Source organism: Tardiphaga sp. GW822-FHT04G09 (genome assembly GCF_058800725.1).
On sequence record NZ_JBXAMO010000001.1, the window covers coordinates 223768 to 246147 of the forward strand.

Annotated in this window: 29 protein-coding genes; 11 read left to right on the forward strand and 18 right to left on the reverse strand. The window is 61.0% G+C overall.

The genetic code is table 11. The annotated features are described in order from the left end of the window. Positions 1 to 44: 44 nt before the first annotated feature. From AC1RLZ_RS00960 to AC1RLZ_RS00980, 5 genes are all read right to left on the reverse strand, one after another. Positions 45 to 959, reverse strand: coding sequence for a tetratricopeptide repeat protein (locus tag AC1RLZ_RS00960; protein ID WP_493187117.1), 915 nt, complete (start codon positions 957 to 959; stop codon positions 45 to 47). Between the two features lie 69 nt (positions 960 to 1028). Further along, positions 1029 to 1304 (reverse strand): DUF1488 family protein, encoded by a 276-nt coding sequence (locus AC1RLZ_RS00965; RefSeq protein ID WP_371419818.1) that lies wholly within the window; start codon positions 1302 to 1304, stop codon positions 1029 to 1031. 15 nt (positions 1305 to 1319) lie between these two features. Beyond that, positions 1320 to 1499, reverse strand: coding sequence for a hypothetical protein (locus AC1RLZ_RS00970; protein ID WP_068736084.1), 180 nt, complete (start codon positions 1497 to 1499; stop codon positions 1320 to 1322). 59 nt (positions 1500 to 1558) lie between these two features. Continuing rightward, complete coding sequence (locus AC1RLZ_RS00975; RefSeq protein ID WP_493187118.1) at positions 1559 to 1855, reverse strand: hypothetical protein; 297 nt, start codon at positions 1853 to 1855, stop codon at positions 1559 to 1561. Further along, positions 1852 to 2115: a hypothetical protein gene (locus AC1RLZ_RS00980; RefSeq protein WP_493187119.1), complete on the reverse strand. Its 264-nt coding sequence runs from the start codon at positions 2113 to 2115 to the stop codon at positions 1852 to 1854. Before AC1RLZ_RS00980 ends, AC1RLZ_RS00975 begins: the two co-directional genes overlap by 4 nt. A 277-nt stretch (positions 2116 to 2392) precedes the next feature. Here AC1RLZ_RS00980 and AC1RLZ_RS00985 point away from each other — a divergent pair, with 277 nt between their 5' ends. Together AC1RLZ_RS00985 and AC1RLZ_RS00990 are read left to right on the forward strand one after the other, a co-directional pair. Further along, positions 2393 to 3220: a transglutaminase-like domain-containing protein gene (locus tag AC1RLZ_RS00985; RefSeq protein WP_493187120.1), complete on the forward strand. Its 828-nt coding sequence runs from the start codon at positions 2393 to 2395 to the stop codon at positions 3218 to 3220. A 118-nt stretch (positions 3221 to 3338) separates the two neighbouring features. Next, entirely contained in the window at positions 3339 to 3692 is a 354-nt protein-coding gene (locus AC1RLZ_RS00990; RefSeq protein WP_493187121.1) for a hypothetical protein, read from the forward strand. Positions 3693 to 3789: 97 nt separating this feature from the next. Here AC1RLZ_RS00990 and AC1RLZ_RS00995 read toward each other — a convergent pair whose 3' ends face one another. Next, positions 3790 to 4542: an SDR family NAD(P)-dependent oxidoreductase gene (locus tag AC1RLZ_RS00995; protein ID WP_493187122.1), complete on the reverse strand. Its 753-nt coding sequence runs from the start codon at positions 4540 to 4542 to the stop codon at positions 3790 to 3792. Positions 4543 to 4625: 83 nt separating this feature from the next. On the opposite strand from AC1RLZ_RS00995, the gene AC1RLZ_RS01000 reads away from it, so the two are divergent. After that, positions 4626 to 4967, forward strand: coding sequence for an ArsR/SmtB family transcription factor (locus AC1RLZ_RS01000; RefSeq protein ID WP_493187123.1), 342 nt, complete (start codon positions 4626 to 4628; stop codon positions 4965 to 4967). 88 nt (positions 4968 to 5055) lie between these two features. Here AC1RLZ_RS01000 and AC1RLZ_RS01005 read toward each other — a convergent pair whose 3' ends face one another. The 4 genes from AC1RLZ_RS01005 to AC1RLZ_RS01020 all read right to left on the reverse strand — a co-directional run bounded on the left by AC1RLZ_RS01005 (position 5056) and on the right by AC1RLZ_RS01020 (position 8095). Further along, complete coding sequence (locus AC1RLZ_RS01005) at positions 5056 to 5304, reverse strand: hypothetical protein (RefSeq protein WP_493187124.1); 249 nt, start codon at positions 5302 to 5304, stop codon at positions 5056 to 5058. A 117-nt stretch (positions 5305 to 5421) separates the two neighbouring features. Beyond that, positions 5422 to 6009, reverse strand: a complete 588-nt coding sequence (locus AC1RLZ_RS01010) for a hypothetical protein (RefSeq protein ID WP_493187125.1) — start codon at positions 6007 to 6009, stop codon at positions 5422 to 5424. An 86-nt stretch (positions 6010 to 6095) separates the two neighbouring features. Next, positions 6096 to 7736 carry a chaperonin GroEL gene (gene groL, locus AC1RLZ_RS01015; RefSeq protein WP_493187126.1) on the reverse strand — a complete coding sequence of 547 codons (1641 nt, stop codon included), beginning with the start codon at positions 7734 to 7736 and terminating at the stop codon, positions 6096 to 6098. Between the two features lie 41 nt (positions 7737 to 7777). Then, complete coding sequence (locus AC1RLZ_RS01020) at positions 7778 to 8095, reverse strand: co-chaperone GroES (protein WP_089264960.1); 318 nt, start codon at positions 8093 to 8095, stop codon at positions 7778 to 7780. 420 nt (positions 8096 to 8515) lie between these two features. On the opposite strand from AC1RLZ_RS01020, the gene AC1RLZ_RS01025 reads away from it, so the two are divergent. Both AC1RLZ_RS01025 and AC1RLZ_RS01030 read left to right on the forward strand, forming a co-directional pair. Then, on the forward strand, positions 8516 to 8800 hold the full coding sequence (locus AC1RLZ_RS01025) for an usg protein (protein WP_068736319.1): 285 nt from the start codon (positions 8516 to 8518) through the stop codon (positions 8798 to 8800). A 107-nt stretch (positions 8801 to 8907) separates the two neighbouring features. Continuing rightward, entirely contained in the window at positions 8908 to 9459 is a 552-nt protein-coding gene (locus AC1RLZ_RS01030) for a cupin domain-containing protein (protein WP_493187127.1), read from the forward strand. A 3-nt stretch (positions 9460 to 9462) separates the two neighbouring features. On the opposite strand, the gene AC1RLZ_RS01035 is transcribed toward AC1RLZ_RS01030, so the two are convergent. The 7 genes from AC1RLZ_RS01035 to AC1RLZ_RS01065 form a co-directional block, all read right to left on the reverse strand. Then, a complete protein-coding gene (locus AC1RLZ_RS01035; RefSeq protein WP_493187128.1) occupies positions 9463 to 10713 on the reverse strand; it encodes a NupC/NupG family nucleoside CNT transporter in 1251 nt (416 codons plus the stop codon). 78 nt (positions 10714 to 10791) lie between these two features. After that, entirely contained in the window at positions 10792 to 11550 is a 759-nt protein-coding gene (locus AC1RLZ_RS01040) for an SDR family oxidoreductase (protein ID WP_493187129.1), read from the reverse strand. Between the two features lie 44 nt (positions 11551 to 11594). Continuing rightward, positions 11595 to 12098, reverse strand: coding sequence for a GNAT family N-acetyltransferase (locus tag AC1RLZ_RS01045; protein WP_493187130.1), 504 nt, complete (start codon positions 12096 to 12098; stop codon positions 11595 to 11597). Between the two features lie 11 nt (positions 12099 to 12109). Continuing rightward, positions 12110 to 12856 (reverse strand): proteasome-type protease, encoded by a 747-nt coding sequence (locus AC1RLZ_RS01050; RefSeq protein WP_493187131.1) that lies wholly within the window; start codon positions 12854 to 12856, stop codon positions 12110 to 12112. A gap of 135 nt (positions 12857 to 12991) precedes the next feature. Continuing rightward, on the reverse strand, positions 12992 to 13840 hold the full coding sequence (locus AC1RLZ_RS01055; RefSeq protein WP_493187132.1) for a transglutaminase family protein: 849 nt from the start codon (positions 13838 to 13840) through the stop codon (positions 12992 to 12994). Between the two features lie 143 nt (positions 13841 to 13983). Then, positions 13984 to 14928, reverse strand: a complete 945-nt coding sequence (locus AC1RLZ_RS01060; protein ID WP_493187133.1) for an alpha-E domain-containing protein — start codon at positions 14926 to 14928, stop codon at positions 13984 to 13986. Positions 14929 to 15086: 158 nt separating this feature from the next. After that, entirely contained in the window at positions 15087 to 16505 is a 1419-nt protein-coding gene (locus tag AC1RLZ_RS01065; RefSeq protein ID WP_089264954.1) for a circularly permuted type 2 ATP-grasp protein, read from the reverse strand. A 221-nt stretch (positions 16506 to 16726) separates the two neighbouring features. Here AC1RLZ_RS01065 and AC1RLZ_RS01070 point away from each other — a divergent pair, with 221 nt between their 5' ends. The 3 genes from AC1RLZ_RS01070 to AC1RLZ_RS01080 all read left to right on the forward strand — a co-directional run bounded on the left by AC1RLZ_RS01070 (position 16727) and on the right by AC1RLZ_RS01080 (position 18706). Continuing rightward, positions 16727 to 17461 (forward strand): competence/damage-inducible protein A, encoded by a 735-nt coding sequence (locus tag AC1RLZ_RS01070; RefSeq protein ID WP_493187134.1) that lies wholly within the window; start codon positions 16727 to 16729, stop codon positions 17459 to 17461. 73 nt (positions 17462 to 17534) lie between these two features. Continuing rightward, positions 17535 to 18059, forward strand: coding sequence for a xanthine phosphoribosyltransferase (gpt, locus tag AC1RLZ_RS01075; RefSeq protein WP_371423887.1), 525 nt, complete (start codon positions 17535 to 17537; stop codon positions 18057 to 18059). Between the two features lie 23 nt (positions 18060 to 18082). After that, complete coding sequence (locus AC1RLZ_RS01080) at positions 18083 to 18706, forward strand: hypothetical protein (protein WP_493187135.1); 624 nt, start codon at positions 18083 to 18085, stop codon at positions 18704 to 18706. Positions 18707 to 18813: 107 nt separating this feature from the next. Here the strand turns inward: AC1RLZ_RS01080 and AC1RLZ_RS01085 are convergent, their stop codons facing one another. Beyond that, positions 18814 to 19836 (reverse strand): methionine synthase, encoded by a 1023-nt coding sequence (locus tag AC1RLZ_RS01085; RefSeq protein WP_493187136.1) that lies wholly within the window; start codon positions 19834 to 19836, stop codon positions 18814 to 18816. A gap of 122 nt (positions 19837 to 19958) precedes the next feature. Here AC1RLZ_RS01085 and AC1RLZ_RS01090 point away from each other — a divergent pair, with 122 nt between their 5' ends. Genes AC1RLZ_RS01090 through AC1RLZ_RS01100 form a run of 3 tightly spaced genes read left to right on the forward strand, consistent with a single transcriptional unit; the run spans position 19959 to position 22332 of the window. Continuing rightward, positions 19959 to 20666, forward strand: a complete 708-nt coding sequence (locus AC1RLZ_RS01090; protein WP_493187137.1) for a glutathione S-transferase N-terminal domain-containing protein — start codon at positions 19959 to 19961, stop codon at positions 20664 to 20666. A gap of 59 nt (positions 20667 to 20725) precedes the next feature. After that, positions 20726 to 21355 (forward strand): 2-hydroxychromene-2-carboxylate isomerase, encoded by a 630-nt coding sequence (locus AC1RLZ_RS01095; protein WP_493187138.1) that lies wholly within the window; start codon positions 20726 to 20728, stop codon positions 21353 to 21355. Continuing rightward, positions 21355 to 22332 carry an NADPH:quinone oxidoreductase family protein gene (locus AC1RLZ_RS01100; RefSeq protein ID WP_493187139.1) on the forward strand — a complete coding sequence of 326 codons (978 nt, stop codon included), beginning with the start codon at positions 21355 to 21357 and terminating at the stop codon, positions 22330 to 22332. Before AC1RLZ_RS01095 ends, AC1RLZ_RS01100 begins: the two co-directional genes overlap by 1 nt. Positions 22333 to 22380 lie beyond the last annotated feature (48 nt).

The window sequence follows — 22380 nt, forward strand, 5'->3', positions numbered from 1 at the left end:
CGATAAGCGCGCGTCGCCTGTAAAGGCGATGCGTAGTCAGTCACTTATGAGCCGACCTTCGGATCGATCTTCCTTGCGTTTGCAACATCGGAGGCGCCGCCCGTGGTGTCGCCTGTCTCCAGTCGCGTCATGCCGCGCAGATAGAGTGCCTTGGCGTATTTCGGATTGATGCGCAGCGCCGCATTGAAATCGGCCATCGCGCGGTCGTTGTCGCCCTTGTCGGACCACACGCCGCCACGATTGGTCAGCGCCGCCACATAGGTCGGTGCGATGCGGATCGCCTCACTGTAGTCGGCGATGGCGCGATCGTTGTCACCCTTGAGGCTGAAGGCGAAGCCGCGGTTGAAGATCGGGCAGGGATCGTTTGGACTGAGCCGGATCGCTTCGCTGAAATCGGCGACCGCGCGGTCGTGATCGCCCTTCACCAGCCAGGCACCGCCGCGATTGCTGTAGGCGCCCGTTTCCTGCGGATTGAGGCGGATCGCCATATCGTAATCGGCAATGGCCCGGTCATTATCGTTCCTGGCGTACCGCGCGACACCGCGATTGACATAGGCATCGGTGTTGTTGGGATCGAGATCCAGCGCGACGTTGAAGTCGCTGATGGCGCGGTCGTTGTCGCCGCGGGCGAGCCAGAGATTACCGCGCATGAAATAGGCGCGGGCGTAATCCGGGTTGAGGCGGATCGCTTCGTCGAAAGCAGCCATGGCGGGACCGCTTTCGTGCCGTTCCTTGTATTCGAAGGCACGGTTGAAATGCAGCTCCGCAAGCTGGCGATCGCGGTAGTTGCCTGACGCGATGGCGCGGTCGCAGGCCGCGATCGCGATGACGCCGGCCGCATCCATACATTGCTGTGCGTCATCGGCGGCAGCTTGCGCCACAGGTATCGCTGCGCTCGCCAGCAGGCTAACGAACAGGATGCGGATGGCGCAACGGCTCAGGCTTGGAAGGCGGCGCATGACTTAACCTCTCGCGTGTGACTGGCGTTGGTCACACCGCGAGGAGGAAGGGTTCAACAGCGGGAGACGTTACCGGAAATCGATGCTGCGCAGAACGATGCCGGGTGGCTTGCCCTCGAATTCGGCGTTCGCGAATTTATGCGCCGCGCAGGCCTCGATACGGTCGCGCAGCCGGATGAACTGCTCCTCACGCTGTTCGGGCTTGGTGCGTGTCGCCTTTTCAAGCTCGTCCATCGCGCTGGTGCTGATCGCGCACGCGACTTCGGTCGCGTCATTCATCATCGAGAACAGGACGACCATGCGATTATATTCGAAGCTTTGGAAAACACCGTGTGTGAGTGCCATCGTCGTCGTCCCGCTTCAGGCCTTGCGCTTCGGCACGACAGGATTGAGTTCGGCGATCTTGCGCAGGCATTCAGCCTCGGTGGGATGTGGGCCTGTAACAAAGGTTCCGCTGATCTTGGTGCTGTACCAGCCGGATTCAACGCCGAGACGGAGAGATTCTGCGACTTGAACGTGACGGTGCAAGAGATTCTGCATGGTGAGACTTTCGATTATTGATTGCGGCCGGGAGCTGCAATGTTCGGTGACAGATAGGATCAATCGTTGGCGGCAAGCCGCGTGAAATCGTCCAGCACGATTGCGATCAGATCGCGGTGGCGGGAGTCCTGCACACTCAGCGACGCAGCGTAGAGATTGAGCACGTAACGTGCCTTGGCAGCAGCCTCCGGCCACGTCGTGGCAGGTGCAGTGAGGAGGTGCTCTTCAAGCTCCTGCTGGCGTTTGCGCAGGGCTTTGGCGTTGGATTCGACCTCGGCGAGAATTCGCCGAATGTCGGTGGCTTTCTGTGCGGCCATACCCCGGCGGCTATCGAGTTCGACCGGGCCTTCGGTCATGGCGCACTCGCATCGATGCGCTGCGCATCTGCCAGTTCAAGCGACCCAATCGAGATCATTTCCATGGATCTCGTATGGGGCGGCGCGCCTGGCACGATGATCATGGTCGCCATGCGCCGATAGCTAGCGAAGGACAGCCCCTCGATCATCTCCTCATCGGTGACGACGTCATACGACCCTGCCGGGATCAACCGACCAAGGCCTTTCAACTGGAAAGGATGTTTGAAAGTAACGGTCTCACGGCGCGATCTCGTCGTCACGCGCGCATGTCGCTGCTGAGATCCGGCATATATTGAGCGTGCGCCTATTCACAGGCATTAGCTATCGATTTCTTTGTGCAGTCCGGCATTTCGTCGAATATTGCTTCGGTTGTCTTGTTATTGGACGTTTTGTCGCTATTTCGAGGATGTATCCGACATCGATGACGTTGCGGCCGACGCTTGCGCTGAGTTTTCTCGCAAGATCGTCACGCAATGTGCGACGCTTGCGGTGTCTTGCTTTTGAAAACAACGATTTTGCAGGGATGAGGTGTTTTGCATGAAGATCCGTGTTGGCTACGAGATGATCTATGATTTCCCGCAGCCGACGCCTGTCATGATCGTGATGGGAACGCATTTCACGCGTGCCTCCGATGTCGTTGTGCCAGACTATCTCACGACGAGCCCGGCTGTCCCGATAACGCCGTATCGCGATGGCTTCGGTAACTGGTGCAGCCGCATTGTTGCGCCGACAGGCCGCATCACGTTCAAAGCCGACGGCATCGTCAATGATAGCGGCAAGCCGGATATCATTGTCCCGTCCGCGGTGCAGCACGCAGTGGAGGATCTTCCGGCCGATACGATCGTTTATCTACTGGGCAGTCGCTACTGCGAGACGGATCGATTGTCGGACGTTGCCTGGCAATTGTTCGAGAGGACCGCGCCTGGCTGGGCGCGCGTGCAGGCAATCTGCGATTTCGTGCACAATCATATCCAGTTCGGTTACGAGCATGCACGCGCGACCAAGACCGCCTGGGATGCTTACAACGAGGGGAAGGGCGTCTGCCGCGACTATGCGCATCTGGCCATCACGTTCTGCCGCTGCATGAACATCCCCGCGCGCTACTGCACCGGCTATCTCGGCGATATCGGCATGCCGAAGCCATGGGCCGACGGCGATTTCGCGGGTTGGTTCGAAGCCTATCTCGGCGGCCACTGGTACACGTTTGATGCCCGCAACAATATCCCGCGCATCGGACGTGTGCTGATAGCGCAGGGCCGCGATGCCGCGGATGTGCCGATCACGCAGACATTCGGGCCCAACACCCTTGTCAGTTTCAAGGTGTGGACGGACGAGATCGAAGAAGGCGCTCAGCCTGCCAACTGATCGGCTCTGTCGTTACGCGCGCTTAAGCCTGCATTTTCAGCAGCATGTGAGCGGCCAGCAAGGAACCGAGCGCGCCACTGAGAATTTCACCTGTCGTTACTTCGTAAGGGCAGGACTGATGGCAAGCACTCTGACAAGCCTGGCGACCGCTGTGGCGCTGATTGCGGGTTCCAGCGCCGCGGCTTTGGCCCGCGGCACCGACGCACAGCGCGAAGCCTGCACGCCGGATGCGTTTCGCCTCTGTACTTCGGCGATGCCGGACGAGGGGCACGTTGAAAACTGCCTGCGCAACGCCGGCCCGCGCTTGAGCCGTGCTTGCTACAATGTGTTCTTTCCGCAGTCGGCCAACAATCAGGCCCAGATGACGCGTGGGCAAGCGCCAATGCGCGAGCGTGCGCAGCCTGCGGCTCCCGATCGCATGCAGACACCGTCGATGCCGCAGATGTCGCCGGCCGGCGGGGATGATGATTGAGGCAGAGCGAGATCAGGCCTTGCGATAACGAGCAAAGGCGGCGCTGATTGCACCGCCTTTGACATATGTCGGATGGCTGTTGAGCAGAGTGCGTGGATTACCTGAATCCACCGGTGACGTGTAGCGTTTCGCCGGTCACATAGGATGCAGCATCGGAAGCCAGGAAAGCCACCACGGAGGCGATTTCCTCGACCTTGCCGATGCGCCCCATCGGCGTGACGGATTCGATCCACTTGCGCATCTCGCCTTCATGGAATCCGGCTGTCACTACGCCCTCGGTTGCAATCATGCCGGGATTGACGGCGTTGACGCGGATCTTGCGCGGCGCAAGCTCCTTCGCCAGCACCGAGGTGATCGCATCGACCGAGGCCTTGGTCGCGGTGTAGACCGCCGAGCCCGGCGGGGTGATGGTCGAGACGCCCGATGAGATGTTGATGATGCTGCCGCCATTGGGGTTGAAGTGTCTGGCCGCTTCCTGCGAGGCGAGCAGGAGCCCGAGCACGTTCAGATCGAAATGTCTGTGAAAGTGCTCCGGCGTAATGCTGTCGAGAGGGGCGAATTCATAGACGCCCGCATTGTTGACGAGAACGTCGATCGGCCCCAATGCCTTGACCGTCTCGGCCACCACGGATTTGGCGCCGTCCGGCTCGGCGAGATTGCCGTGCACGGCGACGGCCTTGCCGCCCTTGGCGGTGATCTTCGCGACGACCTCGTCGGCGCCCTTCTTGCTGGATGCGTAATTGACGGCGACGGCAGCGCCTCCGGCGGCGAGTTGGATGGCGATTTCAGCGCCGATGCCCTTTGAGCCGCCGGTCACCAGCGCAACTTTGCCTTCGAATGTCTTGGTCATGGTCGTGATCCCTCTTGGATGCTTCAATTGTTCGGAAGTATGGAACTATTGAACCACCGCAAGGGGGCGCCTATATCTTTTTTATGGCTCAGTTCGTTCACCCCGCGACCAAGGACATCACGCTGGCCGGTGTACTCTCGGCGCTGGCTGATCCCATCCGGCTGCAGATCGTCCGGGGCCTGCTGCAGGAGAGTGGCTGCCTGTCCTGCACGGCAGCGTCGCCATGCCCGACCATCGCCAAGTCCACTTTGTCGAACCATTTTCGCGTGCTGCGCGAGGCTGGTCTGATCCAGACCAGCAAGAAAGGCGTCGAGCATCAAAACACGGTGCGGGCGGCCGATATCGAAGCGCGGTTTCCCGGGCTCCTGATGGCGATCCTGGCGTGCTCGCTGAGCGACGACGCTTCCCCGGTGGCGCCGGCCTGAAACAGGCAACAAAAAAGCCCGGCGCAATGGCCGGGCTTTTGGTGTGACAGCCAAGCAGAGTCTTCTAGCTGCCGATGTCGATCGCCTTCTAGCGGCAGACCCGCGTCTTGGTCACGACGCGGCGGCCATACGGACCGCGGCGCACAACCGTGCGCATGGTGCAGACCGGACCGCGGCGAATCACGGTGCGGCGTGACACGTAACGCTGTGACGAAAAATCGGTGATCGGCGCGGCCACCTTGGTGCTCTGCACGGTGGTGGAGGCGGAAGCCGGCGCGGTGAGCGAGGCAAACCCGATAACTGCGGCAGCGGCAAATCCAAAAGCAAACTTCTTCAAATGCGTTCTCCTTGGGTGAGGCGGTTCGATCCGCCATGCCGGAGAGTTACGTTCTGCGCATGAATTGAAACTGAAGGAACTGTGGCGAGGAGAGGGCGATTTCGTCGAGACGTCTGACTACTGCTTCCATGCGTTGATGGCGCGGACATCGGCTGGCCATTCATCCTCGGGAAGACCCATGATCTGGTTGTGCTGCGCCTTGGCGGCGTTGGATCGCGGGCGGTTGTCGGGATCGATGATGTAGCTGCATTTCTGCATGAATTGCGCACGGTGCTGCGGCTGAAGCTGGAAATCCAGATTGCGCCGCGATTCACTTTCCGACCATTTTACGATGACCCCTATGCTGTGCTCCGGTGGAGTCGATGGCACTTCGGCAGCGATAAGCTGTCGCACCTTCTCGCTCAGCGCCCTGGTCTGCTGTCGGTAGCGAGTGGTCTCGGCGTTGTATTTGCCCTTGTTCGCCGGATCCTGTTTTGCGCATTCACTCAAGAGATTCTGCCGCAGATCCATCACCGCATATACGTGCTTGGCGCTCTCAAAGACGCTGCGTGCAGCCGAATGCGCGGCTGTGCTGAGGCAGATGAAAAAAAAGAGCGATGAGTATGCGCATGATTGTCTCCCTGACGCTTCCATCAAGTAGACGATCCGTAGCCATACAACCCGCAAAGCTTTAGGTACTTGGCGGCTTCCGCGATTGTCTGGCATGTTCTCCAAAACAACCAGCCTCAAACAAAAACCCCGGCATCGCTGCCGGGGTTTTGCATTCTTGTACTTGCCTTGAGTGGCTGGACTTAGAAGTCCATGCCGCCCATGCCGCCGCCCGGAGGCATGCCGCCGGCCGGAGCGTTCTTCTTCGGCAGTTCGGCAACCATGGCTTCCGTGGTGATCAGGAGGCCGGCAACCGATGCGGCGTTCTGGATCGCTGCACGGACAACCTTGGTCGGGTCGATGATGCCCTTCTTGAGCATGTCGCCATAGGTGCCGGTCTGCGAGTCGAAGCCATGCGAGTAGGACGCGTTCTCAAGTACCTTGCCGACGATGACCGAACCGTCTTCGCCTGCGTTGATGGCGATCTGGCGAGCCGGAGCCGACAGGGCCTTGCGGACGATCTCGACGCCGGTCTTCTGGTCGTCGTTGGCGGTCTTGATCTTCTTCAGCTGTTCCGAAGCGCGGAGCAGAGCGACGCCGCCGCCGGGGACGATGCCTTCTTCAACCGCAGCGCGGGTCGCATGCATCGCGTCATCAACGCGGTCCTTGCGCTCCTTCACTTCGACTTCGGTCGCGCCGCCGACGCGGATGACGGCAACGCCGCCAGCCAGCTTGGCGAGACGCTCCTGCAGCTTCTCACGGTCGTAGTCCGAAGTGGTCTCTTCGATCTGCGCCTTGATCTGCGCCACGCGTGCTTCGATGTCGGCCTTCTTGCCGGCGCCGTTCACGATGGTGGAGTTTTCCTTGTCGATCATCACCTTCTTGGCGCGACCGAGCATGGCGAGCGTGACGTTCTCGAGCTTGATGCCGAGATCTTCCGAGATCGCCTGGCCGCCGGTCAGGATCGCGATGTCCTGCAGCATGGCCTTGCGGCGATCGCCGAAGCCCGGTGCCTTGACGGCAGCAACCTTGAGGCCGCCACGCAGACGGTTGACGACGAGGGTGGCGAGAGCTTCGCCTTCGACGTCTTCCGCGACGATGACGAGCGGCTTGCCGGTCTGCACGACGGCTTCGAGCAGCGGCAGCATCTCGTTCAGCGAGGAGAGCTTCTTCTCGTTGATCAGGATGTAGGCGTCGTCGAATTCAACGCGCATCTTGTCGGCGTTGGTGACGAAGTAGGGCGAGATGTAGCCGCGGTCGAACTGCATGCCTTCGACGACGTCGAGTTCGGTTTCGAGCGACTTGGCTTCTTCAACCGTGATGACGCCCTCGTTGCCGACCTTCTTCATCGCGTCTGCGAGGAACTTGCCGATTTCCGCGTCGCCGTTCGCCGAGATGGTGCCGACCTGGGCGATTTCGTCGTTCGAGGTGACCTTCTTGGAGTTCTTCACGAGGTCAGCAACCACGGCTTCCACAGCCAGGTCGATGCCGCGCTTCAGATCCATCGGGTTCATGCCGGCAGCAACCGACTTGGCGCCTTCACGGACGATGGCCTGGGCAAGCACGGTCGCGGTGGTGGTGCCGTCGCCGGCTGCGTCGGCCGACTTCGAGGCCACTTCGCGCACCATCTGGGCGCCCATGTTCTCGAACTTGTCGTCGAGCTCGATTTCCTTGGCGACGGTGACGCCGTCCTTGGTGATGCGGGGAGCGCCGAACGACTTGTCGATGACGACGTTGCGGCCCTTGGGACCGAGGGTAACCTTCACCGCGTTGGCGAGAATGTCGACGCCGCGCAGCATCTTGTCGCGGGCATCAACGCCGAATTTCACTTCTTTGGCTGACATGTTTTGCTTCCTTGAAAATTAAGGGGAGAGAGGAAAGGCGCTTAAGCGGCCTTCTTCTTGGCGGGAGCGGCGCCTTCGAGAACGCCCATGATGTCGCTTTCCTTCATGATCAGAAGGTCCTGACCGTCGATCTTGACCTCGGTGCCCGACCACTTGCCGAACAGCACGCGCTCGCCGACCTTCAGATCGATCGGGATCAGCTTGCCGGCTTCGTCGCGGCCGCCCGGGCCGACGGAGACGATCTCGCCCTGGGAGGGCTTCTCTTTGGCGCTATCCGGAATGATGATGCCGCCAGCGGACTTCTCTTCGGCGTCGATACGCTTGACCACAACGCGATCGTGAAGCGGACGGAATTTCATGCAGTCCTCCTAAGTTTCTGTAGATGCTTGAGAAATTTCAAATTGGCAGTCTGCGCCAACAAGTGCCAGCACAGCTGGTCCGGACATAGGCCGAACGTTCCCCACCGGCAAGGGTCTGTATCAAATATTTTGGCACTCAAATATGACGGGTGCCAGAATTGGTTAAGAACCCCGAACGGTGGACGTCCAGTCCACTAGCACCCGCGCTAAGTGGCTGCTAACACTCGGCTTTCAATACATTATTAAACTTTTAAGCTTGTGATGAAGACGTTGCTTGCGTCACATTTCATGCATCGTGTTGTCACGGGCGAAGTGGAAGCCGGTTCGCTGCAGCCAGCACGGTCACAGGAGAGCAGAGCGAAGTTCGACGCCAAACCGGAATCCACTTAGCCGAATGCGCTCTGTCCATGGAGGTTGAACATGGTCTCGAGAAATGCAGCTTCTGACGATTTCAGAAAGCAGGTGCTTGGCTACGGACTGACGACGGCACAGATCCTCTACCGGATGCCCGACCATCCTTCGCTGCTGCAAACCTATGTCTGGCAGAACTACGATCTGTTTCCGAAGTTTCCCGCGCTGAAGGATTTCCTGGATTTCTGGCAAGAGAAGCTCGATGGCCCACTATTCGCGGTGACCGTCGCGCATTCGAAACTGATCAAGCCGGCTGAGCTTCGTGCCGTCGATGGCGTGTTCCGGTTGCATTAACACGCGCCTCTCAACGCGCCGGATGAATTGCCGCTGTGCTGAACTACAGCTAGGTTCCCGGGTGCGCTTGCCGTTTGTTCGGCACTGCGCCGGGTGGGAAACACGACATGGCGAAGCAGAAGCGGACGTTAAAGAGCGCGGCGAAAACGGCTGCCACGAAGAAGCCTGCGAAACGGGCGGTCGCGAAAGCAGCAAACGAGCTCTCTGTTGGTAAGCCGACCAAGGCGGGTACAAAAGCTGTCGCCAAAGCCGCGGCGAAACCAGGCAAGCGTCGCAAGCAACGCGTTGCGATCAGTCATTATCTCGAAGAAGCATTTCTCGGCGATGGCCTGCGTGCCTACGCGAAGTATCGCGATCTCGGCGTCGCCGCTGCGACGGGCGGCTTGGCGCAGGCGCATGTCATCCGGCTGATCGGACCTTGCGATCCGAAAGAGGTCTCCAAGCTTCACTATCACGATGCCGAATTTCAGCTGGTCTATGTGCTGAACGGCTGGGTGAAGACTTACATGGAGGGCGAGGGCGAGACACTGATGCGCCAGGGCTCGAGCTGGACCCAGCCGCCGCGCATCAAGCATCTGATCCGCGATTATTCCGACAATTGCGAACTACTGGAAGTGATCCTTCCGGCGGAGTTCAAGACCGTTGAGGTCAAGGGCTGAGCGTCACGTCAGGACGCCCACGACCGCGCCCATCAGGCAGGTCGTCAGCGTCCCCGAGACGATCGACTTCACACCGAGCGCGTTGATTTCGTCACGACGTTCCGGCGCCATCGTGCCCAAACCTCCGATCATAATTCCGAGGCTGGCAAAATTTGCAAATCCGCACAGCGCGTAAAGCATGATGAGGCGCGAGCGCGCATCCAGCGCATCGGGGCCGAGCTTCGCCAATTGAACATAGGCGATCAACTCGTTGAGGATCGTCTTGACGCCCATCAACGAGCCCGCGGTCAGCGCCTGGTCCCACGGCAGGCCCATCAGCCAGCACACCGGTGCCATCACGTAACCCAGCATGCGCTGCACGGACAGCGAGTTGCCTCCCACGGTCGGCATCATCATGAGGATTGCGTTCATGAGATACATCAGCGCCACGAAGACCAGCAGCAGGGCGATGATGTTGACGAGCAGTTCGATGCCGGCACTCGTGCCCTTGACGATGGCATCTATCGTGCTCGTGGCCGATGCGTCCGGATTGGAGAGCAATCCACCGGTGCGACGATCCTCCGTCTCCGGCACCATGATCAGGCTGACAAGGATCGCCGCTGGCGCCGAGAGCACGGAAGCAATCACAAAATGCGCCGACGCGTCGGGGATCAGCGGGGCCATGAAAGTGGCGTAGAGCACCAGCACGGTACCGGCGATCCCCGCCATGCCGCCCGTCATCACCAGAAACAGTTCGCTGCGCGTGAGCTGCGCGAGGTAAGGGCGAATAAACAGCGGGGCCTCGACCATGCCCAGAAAGATATTCGCGGCCGTTGATAGCCCGACGGCGCCGCCGATGCCGAGCGTGCGCTCGAGCAGCCACGCCATGCCACGCACGATCGGCGGCAGGATACGCCAGTAGAACAACAGGCTGGTCAGTACGCTGATGACCAGCACCACGGGGAGTGCCTGCAGCGCGAGCACGAAATCCGCGCCGGGATTCTTGAGATCGAACGGCAATGCGCCGCCGCCGAGATAACCGAACACGAAAGAGGTGCCGGCGCGCGACGCCGCGGCGATGGTGCTGACGGCGTCATTGATACTGCCGAAGGCGCGCGTCAGGACGGGAAGCTTCAGCAGGGTCACGGCAGTGACGATCGTCAATGCGAGGCCGATCGCGGCTTGTCTCAGCGACACCTTGCTGCGGTTCTCACCGAGCGCCCAGGCGATTGCCAACAGTGCGATAACGCCGAACGCCGATTGTAGCTGAAGCATGAATCCCCCGAAACCGCGGTGATGATGCCGCGGCTTCCCATGTCATGCAATCGCAATGCCGTTGAGGCGGGTTACGTTTTAGCCGCGTCCGACGAATGGCATCTTCGTGGCCATGACCGTCATGGTCAGGACGTTGGCATCGAGCGGCAGGCCGGCCATATAGGCCACCGCATCGCCGACGGCCTTGGCGTCCATGCGTGGCTCCTGCTTCGAGGTGCCGTCAGGCTGCAGCACGCCGGGGCCGTTGACCATGCGGTCGGTCATGGGTGTGGCAGCATTGCCGATATCGACCTGGCCGACGGCGATGTCATAGGCGCGGCCGTCGAGATTGCTGGCCTTGGTGAGGCCGGTGATGGCGTGCTTGGTCGAGGTGTAGGCGGCCGAGAACGGGCGCGGCGCATGCGCCGAGATCGAGCCGTTATTGATGATGCGGCCGCCGCGCGGGGTCTGGTCCTTCATGATGCGGAAGGCGTGCTGTGTGCACAGGAACGGCGCGGTGAGGTTGGTGTTCACCACGGCCTGCCACTGCTCTAGGCCGAGATCCTCGAATGGGATCGCGGGCGCACCCATGCCGGCATTGTTGAACAGTACGTCGAGCCTGCCGAACTCCTGCATGGTCCTGGCGAACAGTGCTGCGATGGACGCAGGGTCCGCCATGTCGGCGCTCACGGGAAGGCTCTTGCCGCCATTGGCCGCGCCGAGCTTCTGGGTCTCCTGCAGCAGTTCGATGCGGCGGCCGGCGAGCACGACGGTGAAGCCGCTGTTCATCAGCGCGAGCGACGCGGCACGGCCGACGCCGGTGCCTGCTCCGGTCACGAGTGCGATCTTGTTGGTCATCTGTTTCGTCCCTGTTTTCTTTTTACGAGAGGTCTTTTGTCTTTTTAAGTGAGGTCCCGGACCATGAAACGTGCGTTGTCGCCGTAGCTTTGCAGTTTCTGATCCAGTTCGGAATCGCGCATGATGGTGAAATCGTGCCGTTGCCAAAAATGAACCGAATTATTGACGGCAACAAGCGTCATATTGGGCAATTGCATCAGCCTGGCCCATGCCGCCATCATGTCGACGGCCATGGTCGCTGCGCCGGATCTGCGGGTCTCGGGCAGCAATGCAAGATCGTGAACGTAATAGGTCGATGGCGAAGCGGGCATCGTCAAAAGGCTGTTCAGCTCCGGTGGCGCCTTGAACTGCCAGGGATGGCTGATGAGATAACCCTTGATCCCGTCTTCGGCTTCGAGCACGGCGCAACCGCCTGGATTCAATGTCAGGCGGTTCGCGAACACGACCTCATCTTCGGGGAAATCGGGATGAACGGCATCGGCGATGGCGAGGACAGCCAGCAGGTCGGCCTCCGTCATGATGCGCCATTTTATCGGAGCTGCGGTCATCGCGGCCGCGCTCAATTGTCTTTCTTGTAGGGCGGGCGTGGAATGCTTTGATGTGCCGCGCGCAGTGCAGCGGACCAGCGCGAGCGCAGGTCGTGGAAATAGGGCTCGCCGGCTTCGATACGGTGGTTGAGATCGGCATCGCAGACATCGGTGCGTACCACCAGCACATCGATCGGCAGGCCGACGCCGATATTGGAGCGCATGGTCGAGTCCATCGAGATCAGCCCCGTCTTGAGCGCCTCATAGAGTTCGACGTCGTAATGCATCGCGCGGTCGAGCACCGGCTTGCCGTATTTATGCTCGCCGATCTGCAGATAGGGCGTATCCACCGTGCATTCGATGAAGTTGCCGGCCGGGTAGATCATGAACAGCCGCATCTTGGCGCCCTTGATCTGGCCGCCGAACAGGAACGAGACGTCGAAATTGATGTCCTCGGCCTCGAGCGCTTTGCCTTCGCTGGCGTTGACGTGCCGGATCGCGCGGCCGATGCGCTGCGCGGCCTGAAACATCGTCGGCGCGTTCAGCAGGGTTTCCAATTCACCGGTCGTTGGATTCTCCAGCCCTTCGCTGAGCGTGGAGAGCACCGACTGGCTGATCGCCAGATTGCCGGCGGAGGCCACGGCCATGATGCGCTCGCCGGGCTGGTTGAAAATGTGCAGCTTGCGGAAGGTCGAAATGTTGTCGAGCCCGGCATTGGTGCGCGTGTCCGCGATCATCACCAGGCCGTCCTTGACGAGAATTCCGCAGCAATACGTCATCTTGGGTCCCTTGCGAGCGCGATCAGCAAAAGTGGACCACGGTTTTGCGTCCGATCGCGCTCCAAAATAATACAGGGAAGCGTCTTACGCGGTGGGTCTCGACCGGGCAACCTCGGAAAACCAGTTTCAGGTTGTTCAGGACTGGCTTTGCGACTGGGACTGGGACTGGCCGCGGCCATTGGCCTGATCGACCTTGACGGCGACGGTCAGGGTTTCCGTTCCGCCGCCATAACGGGTGCCGCGGACAGGGGCTGCGCCGAGGTAGTCCAGACCGATGGCAACGCGGGCATGGGCGTCGGTGGTGCAGATGGCATTGGCGGGGTCGAAGCCGACCCAGCCGAGATCCGGCACATAGGCCTCGGCCCAGGCATGGCCAGCCTGCTGGTTGATCTCGCCATCGGCACGCCAGAAATGGCCGGAGACGAAGCGGGCGGGGACACCGGCCGAGCGGGCGCAGGCGATGAAGATATGCGCGTAATCCTGGCAGACGCCGCGCTTGCCGATGAAGGCCTCGCTGGCCGAAGTACCTGTGCTGGTCGGATCAATGTCGAAGGTCATGTGCTCATTGATGGCCATCATCAGCGCATGCAGGAAGCCGAGCACGTCGGTCTCGGCGCTGGGCACGAGATCTTTGGCAAAGGTCTGCATCGCAGTGCTGGCGCCGGTCAGGTCGGTCTGGCGCAGGAAGAAGCTCGGCGGAAACCGCTCGTCGGTGCCCTTCAGCACGCCGCCAGTGTCCTGGGTATCGATCAGGCCCTCGACGGTTACGGTGAGGTCGGCGATCGGCCCATGGGTCAGCACATGGGTGACATTACCGAATGCGTCCTCATGCAAATCGAGGCGCGAATCCGTGGACACGTCGATCTGCCACTCGGCGACATACTGGCCGTCATGGCTGCCGGGCGTCATCCGCAGAATCTGGATCACGCCCGAAGCCGGCGGCTCGTAGCGATAGGTGGTCGAATGGGCGATACGCAGGCGCATGGCGACATGTCCGAATCTGCAGATGAGCCGGAACGCTAAAGCCTTTTCCGTTCCGATGAAATCGGAACGGGGCTCCAGCTTCTTGGTTTTGACGCGTTTTCTTCACGGGAACCGGTGCCCACTTCGCTTGAAAACGCTTTCACTCAAATCAGGTATTGTTTGGCAATGATGTCGCCCAGACGGCTGTTGTCTGCAATGAATTCCTGGATGAATTCATGCAACCCGTGCTGGAAGATATCCTGCATGTTGCTGTGTTCGAGCCGGTTTCGCACGCCGCGGGCGTGGCGTTGCGCAGCGCCCTGACGGCCATAGGACACGCCGATCTGGTCGAGATTGCGGACGAGATTGCCGTAGCAGCTCGCCAGCGAGCGCGGCAGCGTGTCGTTGAGGATCAGGAGGTCGGCAATCAGCCACGGCTTGAGCGTCTCGCGATAGACCCAGTGATAGGCCGTCAGCGCCGACACCGAGCGCAGGATCGAGGTCCATTGATAGTAATCGAGCGGGCCGCCGACATGTTCGTCTTCGGGCAGCAGCAGATGATATTTCACATCGAGAATGCGCGCAGTGTTGTCGGCGCGCTCCAGATGCAGGCCGAGTCGCGAGAACCAGTAAGCGTCGTTGCGCAGCATGGTCCGGTAGGCCGAGCCGTCGAAGCGCAGCGAGGTCTCCTGCACAAAGCGCAAGAAATTAGCCAGCTGCTCGCGTGTCTTGGCGCCGCCGCTCCAGACCGACTGCAGCTCCAGCCAGGCGCTGTTGATGGTGTCCCACATCTCGCCCGTCAGTGCGGTGCGGACGGAGCGCGAATTCAGCCGCGCGGCCTCGATGCAGTTGCGGATCGATGAGGGATTGGCCGTCGAGAACGAGAGATAGTCGACGACGTTGGTTTCGTTGGCTTCCTCGTAGATTTCGTAGAAAGCCGCACTGACACCGGCAGTCAGTAGCGCCGAGTCCCATTCGTTGGTCTGGCCGATATAGGTATTCGGCAGCGCGGTGACGCGCAGAGTTGCTTCGATCGTGCGCGCGAGATATTCGGCGCGTTCGACATAGCGGGCTAGCCAGTACAGGTTTTCAGCAGTGCGGGAGAGCATGTGGGGTACCGGGCGAGGGGCGAATGGTGAGTAGCGAGTGGCGAGTGGCGAGTGACGAATAGGTGATGAAGGGCGAACATTGAGGCGCGGGTCCGTCAAATTTTGTATAGCGGCGGACGCCCGCCACTCGCCATTCGCTACTCGCTATTCGCATAACCTTATTCATCCAGAATCCACGTATCCTTGGTGCCGCCGCCCTGGCTGGAATTCACCACCAGGGAACCTTCCTTGAGCGCCACGCGGGTCAGGCCGCCGGCCACGATGGACACGTTCTTGCTGCCGGTGAGCACGAAGGGGCGGAGATCGACGTGCCGCGGCGCGAGACCCGACTCCGTGCAGGTCGGGCAGGTCGACAGCGCCAGCGTCGGCTGGGCAATGAAACCTTCCGGCTCGCGCTTCAGCTTGTCGCGGAACGCCTCGATGGTCGCCTTGGTCGCGGCCGGGCCGATCAGCATGCCGTAGCCGCCGGAGCCGTGGACTTCCTTGACGACGAGTTCGCTCAAGTGATCGAGCACGTAAGCGAGATCGCCGGGCTCGCGGCAGCGCCAGGTCGGAACGTTCTTCAGGATCGGCTCTTCGCCAAGATAGAATTTCACCACTTCCGGCATGTAGCTGTAGATCGCCTTGTCGTCGGCGATGCCGGTGCCGACCGCATTGGCCAGCGTGACGTTGCCGGCCATATAGGCCGACATCAGACCGGGAACACCGAGTGCCGAATCCGGGCGGAAGGTGAGGGGATCGAGGAAATCGTCATCGACGCGGCGATAGATCACGTCGACACGTTTCAGGCCTTCGGTGGTCCGCATGAAGACTTCATCGTTCTTGACGATGAGGTCGCGGCCCTCGACCAGCTCGACGCCGAGCTTGTCGGCGAGGAACGAGTGTTCGTAGTAAGCCGAGTTGTAGACGCCGGGGGTCATCAGCGCGACGGTGGGCTCCGTGGAGGCCGAGCGTGGCGCGACAGAACGCAGGCAGGACAACAACTCATCCGGATATTTCTCGACCGGCGCGACGCGATGCCGTGCGAACAGATCCGGGAACAGCCGCATCATGATCTCGCGGTTCTCCAGCATGTAGGAGACGCCGGAGGGCGTGCGGGCATTGTCCTCGAGAACGAAGAACTCGTCCGGATTGGTGCGGACGATGTCGATGCCGGCGATGTGCACATAGACGTCGTGGGGGACGTCCTGGCCGTTCATCTCCGGACGGAAGACGGGGTTCTGGAAGATCAGGTCATCGGGGATCAGGCCGGCACGGAGAATTTCGCGGCCGTGATAGATGTCCTTGAGAAACATGTTGATGGCGCGGGTGCGCTGTTTCAGGCCCTTTTCCAGCAGGGTCCATTCCTTGCCGGAAATGATCCGCGGGATGACGTCGAAAGGAATCAGCCGTTCGGTGGATTCGGAATCGCCGTAGACTGCGAAGGTAATGCCGATGCGGCGGAACAACAGCTCCGCTTCCTGGCGGCGATGTTCCAAAGCGTCCGGAGGCGTCTCCTTGAGCCAGCGGGAGAGTTCTTCATAGGCCGGGCGGAGCTCGCCTTGAGGCCCGTTCATTTCGTCGAACGCGACTGCCATGTACCCTGACTGTTGTTTCGAGGCCGTACGGAGATTGCACGACTAAAAGGGATGGTAGCAAGGGGCGGGCCAGCACGATATGCATCCCACAAGAGCAATTCGTAGGGGATGCGCAAAATGCTGCCTGAAAAAACGGCTGGACGCTGCACGTTTCGGCAGCAAAACCCCGTGACATCAGGACTTTGCCTGCGCATGGTCCCGGGAATGGTGAGGAACGACAAATGACCGAGATTGTAACCGCGGGCATCCTGGTGATCGGCGACGAGATTCTGTCGGGTCGGACCAAGGACAAGAACATCGGCTTCATCGCCGAGTATCTCACCAATATCGGCATCGACCTCAAGGAAGTCCGTGTCGTGTCCGACGACGAGCCGGACATCATCGCGGCCCTCGATGCGCTGCGGAAGCGCTACACCTACGTTTTTACCACCGGCGGCATCGGGCCGACCCATGACGACATCACCGCGGATGCGGTGGCCAAGGCATTCGGCGTCAAGATCGATCATCATCCGGAAGTGGTGGCCCGTTTCAAGGAGCGCTTTGGCGCAGACCTCAACGAAGCGCGGCTGCGGATGGCCCGCATTCCCGACGGCGCCGACCTGATCCAGAGCGCAACGATTTTGGCGCCCGGCTTCAAGCTCGACAATGTGATCGTTATGGCCGGCGTGCCATCAATCATGCAGGCGATGATGGACATCGTCGCGCCAAAGCTGAAGTCCGGCGTGCGGATGCTGTCCGACACCGTCAAGGCCAATGCGCGGGAAGGCGATGTCGGCGGTCCGCTGCGCGAGATCGCCAATGCCCATCCCGACACGATCATCGGCAGCTATCCGTTCCTGGACGAGCAGGGCAAGCCGAACACCAATCTGGTGGTACGCTCGCGCGATCAGGATAAGCTCAATGCGGCAATGGAGGCCGTCAAGGCGATGTTGGCGACGCTCAACGCACCCAAGTGAAATTAAGAGTGAACTGCCGAGTAGATCAATATAAGTCCGGCCGCCCCAGGGCGACCGATGTGAGGAGACGAATATGGCCGATCATCCGGAATTGAGTGCGCAGGAGCGCGCCGGCAAGGCGTTCCCGGTGTCCTGGGATCAATTCCATCGCGATTGCCGTGCGCTGACCTGGCGACTGAATAGTGCCGGTCCGTTTCACGCGATCATCGCTATCACCCGCGGCGGCCTGGTGCCGGCAGCGATCGTCGCGCGCGAACTCGGCGTCCGCGTCATCGATACGGTTTGCATCGCGAGCTATGAGCATAACAAGCGCGGCGAATTGCAGGTGCTGAAGGGGCTCTCGGCCGATGCGTTGAAACTCGGTGGCGGGGACGGCAAGGGCCTCCTGATCATCGACGACCTGGTCGATACCGGCAAGACCGCGCGCATCGTCCGCGACATGCTGCCGAAAGCGCACTTTGCGACTGTCTATGCCAAGCCCATGGGGCGACCGCTGGTGGATACGTACATCACCGAAGTCTCGCAGGACACATGGATCTTCTTTCCGTGGGATCTCGGCCTGTCATTCCAGCCGCCGATGCGCGAAGGCGCGGGCTAGGCGCTCGTTGCGAGGAGACGCGATTGCCGCTGCAAAATCGTGTCACGCCGGCAGGCGATATCGTCGCGACACCGGAGCGCGGAACGTTCACCGGCAATCGTGGCATCATCCATGATCCCTCCAGCAAAACGCTCCTGAACAGGCGCTGGTCCAATCCGGCCTGGATCACCTGCGTCTGCGAGTTTCGCGGGCGTCGCCGTGATGTGATGGCGACACGCAGCTGGACCGAGCTGTTCTTCCTCGACGAGGCGACGTCCTTCGCCGCCGGCCATCGCCCGTGCTTCTATTGCCGCCGCGACGATGCGAACCGTTTCCGTGCAGCGTGGGAAGAGGGCAACGGCGTCACGCGGGCGCGGGCGACGGAGATCGATGCGGTGCTGCATCGGGAGCGGCTGGATCACAGGAAGAAGCGGTTGCATCCGGTGGATGGACCGATCGCCGCGCTGCCAAATGGGGCGATGGTGCAGGCGGGTGGTGAGAGCTATCTGATCGCGCAGGGGCGGGCGTTGCGATGGTCGTTTGCGGGATATAGCGCCTCGGTCGGCGAACTCGTCGACGCGCAATTGCTGACACCACCATCCACGCTGAATGCATTTCGCGCCGGCTATCGTCCGGTGCTGCATGTGAGTGCTGCCGCGGGAAACTAGAATTCGTCATGGCCGGGCTTGTCCCGGCCATCCACTCCTTGTTTGGTGCCAAGAAGTCATGTCCGGCACAAGGCCGGGCATGACGGCGTTTGTTGCGGCGAAGTACCTTAGCCCAGCTTCTCTCTCGCCAGCTTCGCACCCGCCCCCAATGCCTTCAGCTTCGCTTCGGCAATATCGCGCTGCATCGGCGCCATGCCGCAATTGGTCGTGGGCACGATCCTGTCCTTCGGCACGTGCTTCATCACGGCCTCGATGGTGGCCACCACATCTTCCGGCGTCTCGACGATATCACTGGCGACATCGATCACGCCGGCCTGCACGATCTTGTTTTTCAACAGCCCCAGCAATTCCAGCGGCACGCGCGAATTGCGGCATTCGATGGCGACCTGCTGGATCGGGCTGGCATCGATGGCCGGGAAGATCTCTTCATATTGCCGCCATTCGCTGCCGAGGGTTTCCTTCCAGTCGGTATTGGCCTTGATGCCGTAGCCGTAGCAGATGTGAACGGCTGTCGCGCAAGTGAGGCCCTGTGCCGCGCGCTCCAGCGCCTTGACACCCCAGTCGGCGGCTTCGTCCATGAAGACGTTGAAGGCCGGTTCATCGAACTGGATCATGTCGACGCCATCGGCCTGCAATGCGAGAGCTTCCTGGTTCAGCAGTTCGGCGAAGGCGAAGGCCATCTTCACGCGGTCGCCATAATAACTATCCGACAAAGTATCGATGATGGTCATCGGGCCGGGCAGCGTGAACTTGAACTTGTTCTTTGTGTGCGCACGGGCGGCCTGCGCTTCGAAGGCGTGGACGCGGCCCTTGAGCTGCAGCGGCGCGATCACCTGCGGCACCATCGCCTTGTAGCGATCCTTGCGGATGCCCATCTCGACCTTGTGGGCGAAGTCGATGCCGTCGACCTTTTCCAGAAAGCCATGGACGAAATGCTGCCGTGCCTGTTCGCCTTCGGTGACGATATCGACGCCGGCATCTTCCTGCACTTTCACCGCCAGCAGCGTCGCGTCGCGCTTGGCACGCACCAGCTCGTCGCCCGACGAGCGCCAGGTGGGCCACAGCTTGTTCGGCTCGGCGAGCCATTCGGGCTTCGGTAGCGAGCCGGCGATGGTGGTCGGAAACAGCATTGTTCGCTCCCCGGAAATTGTGTTTTGCGGTGGCTTGTCTGCCACGTTCCTGATCTCGCGTATACGGGATTGCGCCCCCTTGGGAGAGGGCTAGGATCGGTTAAAACACGTCGAGGAAAGCCATGATCGATCTGCACTACGCGCCGACGCCGAACGGCTGGAAAATCTCGATCATGCTGGAGGAGTGCGGGCTGCCTTATACGGTCGTCCCCATGCAGCTCGGCCGCGGTGACCAGCATCAGCCGGAGTTCCTGAAGCTTAGCCCGAATGGCCGGATGCCGGCCATCGTCGATCGCGCGCCGGCCGACGGCGGCGATGCGGTGTCGATCTTCGAGAGTGGCGCGATTCTGATCTATCTTGCCGAGAAGTCCGGTCAGTTCATGCCGGCCGAGATGCGCAAGCGGTTCGACGTCTTGCAGTGGCTGATGTGGCAGATGGGCGGTCTCGGCCCGATGCTCGGCCAGAACGGGCACTTCCTGCTCTACGCACCCGAGAAAATTCCCTATGCGATGGATCGCTACACCCGCGAGGCCAGGCGGCTGTATGGCGTGCTGGATGCGCATCTCGGGGAAGGCCGCGACTACATAGCCGGCGATTACTCGATCGCCGATATGGCATGTTTTCCCTGGATCGTGACCCACAAGGCGCAGGGGCTGACGCTGGATGATTTCCCGAACGTGAAACGCTGGTTTGCGCTGGTCCGCGCGCGGCCGCAGGTACAGGCCGGGCTTGCCGTGGGCAAGCAGGAGAAGAAGCCGATGGATGAGCAGGCGAGGAAGATTATGTTCGGTGTCGATGCACCGGCGCATGCGCAGGCGCAGCAGCAATAAAATTCGTCATGCCGGTCACGCCCCGGAATGACAGATAAAAAAACAAAGAGGAAACACCCATGATCGAATTCTTCTTCGACTGTTCCAGCCCCTGGACCTATCTCGCCTTCCACAACATCCAGCCGCTCGCCAGGGAGTTTGGCGAGGAAATCTCGTGGCGGCCCATTCTGGTCGGCGGCATCTTCAATTCGGTCAATCCCAGCGTCTATGAATCGCGCAAGACGCCGGTGCCGGCCAAGGCGCGTTACATGAAGAAGGACCTCGGCGATTGGGCTCGCTCGGCGGGCCTTGCCATCAAGATGCCGCCAGCGGTGTTTCCCGTGAACAGCGTGAAGGCGATGCGCGGCTGCATCTGGCTTGGGAACGACGCCATGGTACCGTTTGCCCGCGCGGTGTTCGAAGCCTATTGGGGCGACGACAAGGATATTTCCAGGGACGAGGTGCTGACCGGGATCTGTACGCGCACCGGCATCGATCCCGTCCAATTCTTCGCAGGCATTGGCGAGCAGGCGATCAAGGATCAGCTCAAGGCGAACACCGATGAAGTGATTGCGCGGGGCGGCTTTGGCTCGCCGACCATCTATCTCGACAAGACCGACATGTATTTCGGCAATGATCGCCTGCCGCTGATCCGTGAGGCGCTGCAGCGCCGCCGTGTTGGCGCCGCAAGCGCCGAGAGCGCCGCCTGATGCCGAAAGCGATTGTCTGCCGAGAGCTGGGACCGCCGGAAAGTCTGCGGCTCGAACAACTTACATCACTGCCGCTGAAGCCGGGACAGGTGCGCGTCGCCATCCGGGCCGCCGGGATCAATTTTCCTGACATTCTGATGGCGGCCGGCGAATATCAGCTCAAGCCCGAGCTGCCGTTCACGCCGGGCATGGAAGCTGCGGGCGATATCAGTGAGATCGCCGATGACGTGAAGGGATTCAAACCCGGTGATCGCGTCATCGTCAAGCTGCGCCATGGCGGCTATGCCGAGGAAGTCGTCGTCACGCCATCGCAACTCACGCCGTTGCCATCGACCTTCGATTATGCCGAGGGCGCGACCTTCCTCGCCGCCCACGGTACCGCGCATCATGCGCTGGTCGATCGTGGGCAGATCAAGCGCGGTGAAGTGCTGCTGGTGCATGGCGCCGGGGGTGGCGTCGGCCTCGCCGCTGTCGAGATCGGCAAGCTGCTCGGCGCCACGGTGATTGCCGCTGCGTCATCGGAAGAAAAGCTCGCCGTCGCCAGGGCGCGCGGCGCCGATCATGGCGTGCTGTATGGCTCCGAGCCGTTCAGGGATGCCGTCAAGCGCATCACCGATGGCAAGGGCGCTGATGTGGTGTTCGATCCTGTCGGCGGCGAGATCTTCGAGCAGAGTTTGCGCTGCATCAATTGGGGTGCGCGCCTGCTGGTGATCGGCTTCACCGGTGGTATCGGCGTCGCGAAGACCAATCTCGTGCTGATCAAGGGCGCCAGCGTGCTCGGCGTCCGCGCGGGCGAGGCCGCGCGCAGGAATCCAGCCATCGGCGAGGCGCGGATTGCGCAACTGCTCGCATGGGCGGAAGCCGGACAGATCCGTCCCAATGTCTCGCATCGGCTGCCGCTCGCCAGTGTTGCACAGGCAATGCGCTTGTTGACTGATCGAAAGGCAATTGGGCGCGTGGCACTGCTGTTAGAGTGACCAAAATTTGGTCACTCTAATCAGGCGATTCCTTTACGATTAACGCGT

Excerpts from the sequence above, each read along its gene's own strand:
- AC1RLZ_RS00960 (WP_493187117.1), bottom strand. The coding sequence starts at position 959 with ATGCGCCGCCTTCCAAGCCTGAGCCGTTGCGCCATCCGCATCCTGTTC.
- AC1RLZ_RS00965 (WP_371419818.1), bottom strand. The coding sequence starts at position 1,304 with ATGGCACTCACACACGGTGTTTTCCAAAGCTTCGAATATAATCGCATG.
- AC1RLZ_RS00970 (WP_068736084.1), bottom strand. The coding sequence starts at position 1,499 with ATGCAGAATCTCTTGCACCGTCACGTTCAAGTCGCAGAATCTCTCCGT.
- AC1RLZ_RS00975 (WP_493187118.1), bottom strand. The coding sequence starts at position 1,855 with ATGACCGAAGGCCCGGTCGAACTCGATAGCCGCCGGGGTATGGCCGCA.
- AC1RLZ_RS00985 (WP_493187120.1), top strand. The coding sequence starts at position 2,393 with ATGAAGATCCGTGTTGGCTACGAGATGATCTATGATTTCCCGCAGCCG.
- AC1RLZ_RS00990 (WP_493187121.1), top strand. The coding sequence starts at position 3,339 with ATGGCAAGCACTCTGACAAGCCTGGCGACCGCTGTGGCGCTGATTGCG.
- AC1RLZ_RS00995 (WP_493187122.1), bottom strand. The coding sequence starts at position 4,542 with ATGACCAAGACATTCGAAGGCAAAGTTGCGCTGGTGACCGGCGGCTCA.
- AC1RLZ_RS01000 (WP_493187123.1), top strand. The coding sequence starts at position 4,626 with ATGGCTCAGTTCGTTCACCCCGCGACCAAGGACATCACGCTGGCCGGT.
- AC1RLZ_RS01010 (WP_493187125.1), bottom strand. The coding sequence starts at position 6,009 with ATGCCAGACAATCGCGGAAGCCGCCAAGTACCTAAAGCTTTGCGGGTT.
- groL (WP_493187126.1), bottom strand. The coding sequence starts at position 7,736 with ATGTCAGCCAAAGAAGTGAAATTCGGCGTTGATGCCCGCGACAAGATG.
- AC1RLZ_RS01020 (WP_089264960.1), bottom strand. The coding sequence starts at position 8,095 with ATGAAATTCCGTCCGCTTCACGATCGCGTTGTGGTCAAGCGTATCGAC.
- AC1RLZ_RS01025 (WP_068736319.1), top strand. The coding sequence starts at position 8,516 with ATGGTCTCGAGAAATGCAGCTTCTGACGATTTCAGAAAGCAGGTGCTT.
- AC1RLZ_RS01030 (WP_493187127.1), top strand. The coding sequence starts at position 8,908 with ATGGCGAAGCAGAAGCGGACGTTAAAGAGCGCGGCGAAAACGGCTGCC.
- AC1RLZ_RS01035 (WP_493187128.1), bottom strand. The coding sequence starts at position 10,713 with ATGCTTCAGCTACAATCGGCGTTCGGCGTTATCGCACTGTTGGCAATC.
- AC1RLZ_RS01040 (WP_493187129.1), bottom strand. The coding sequence starts at position 11,550 with ATGACCAACAAGATCGCACTCGTGACCGGAGCAGGCACCGGCGTCGGC.
- AC1RLZ_RS01045 (WP_493187130.1), bottom strand. The coding sequence starts at position 12,098 with ATGACCGCAGCTCCGATAAAATGGCGCATCATGACGGAGGCCGACCTG.
- AC1RLZ_RS01050 (WP_493187131.1), bottom strand. The coding sequence starts at position 12,856 with ATGACGTATTGCTGCGGAATTCTCGTCAAGGACGGCCTGGTGATGATC.
- AC1RLZ_RS01055 (WP_493187132.1), bottom strand. The coding sequence starts at position 13,840 with ATGCGCCTGCGTATCGCCCATTCGACCACCTATCGCTACGAGCCGCCG.
- AC1RLZ_RS01060 (WP_493187133.1), bottom strand. The coding sequence starts at position 14,928 with ATGCTCTCCCGCACTGCTGAAAACCTGTACTGGCTAGCCCGCTATGTC.
- AC1RLZ_RS01065 (WP_089264954.1), bottom strand. The coding sequence starts at position 16,505 with ATGGCAGTCGCGTTCGACGAAATGAACGGGCCTCAAGGCGAGCTCCGC.
- AC1RLZ_RS01070 (WP_493187134.1), top strand. The coding sequence starts at position 16,727 with ATGACCGAGATTGTAACCGCGGGCATCCTGGTGATCGGCGACGAGATT.
- gpt (WP_371423887.1), top strand. The coding sequence starts at position 17,535 with ATGGCCGATCATCCGGAATTGAGTGCGCAGGAGCGCGCCGGCAAGGCG.
- AC1RLZ_RS01085 (WP_493187136.1), bottom strand. The coding sequence starts at position 19,836 with ATGCTGTTTCCGACCACCATCGCCGGCTCGCTACCGAAGCCCGAATGG.
- AC1RLZ_RS01090 (WP_493187137.1), top strand. The coding sequence starts at position 19,959 with ATGATCGATCTGCACTACGCGCCGACGCCGAACGGCTGGAAAATCTCG.
- AC1RLZ_RS01095 (WP_493187138.1), top strand. The coding sequence starts at position 20,726 with ATGATCGAATTCTTCTTCGACTGTTCCAGCCCCTGGACCTATCTCGCC.
- AC1RLZ_RS01100 (WP_493187139.1), top strand. The coding sequence starts at position 21,355 with ATGCCGAAAGCGATTGTCTGCCGAGAGCTGGGACCGCCGGAAAGTCTG.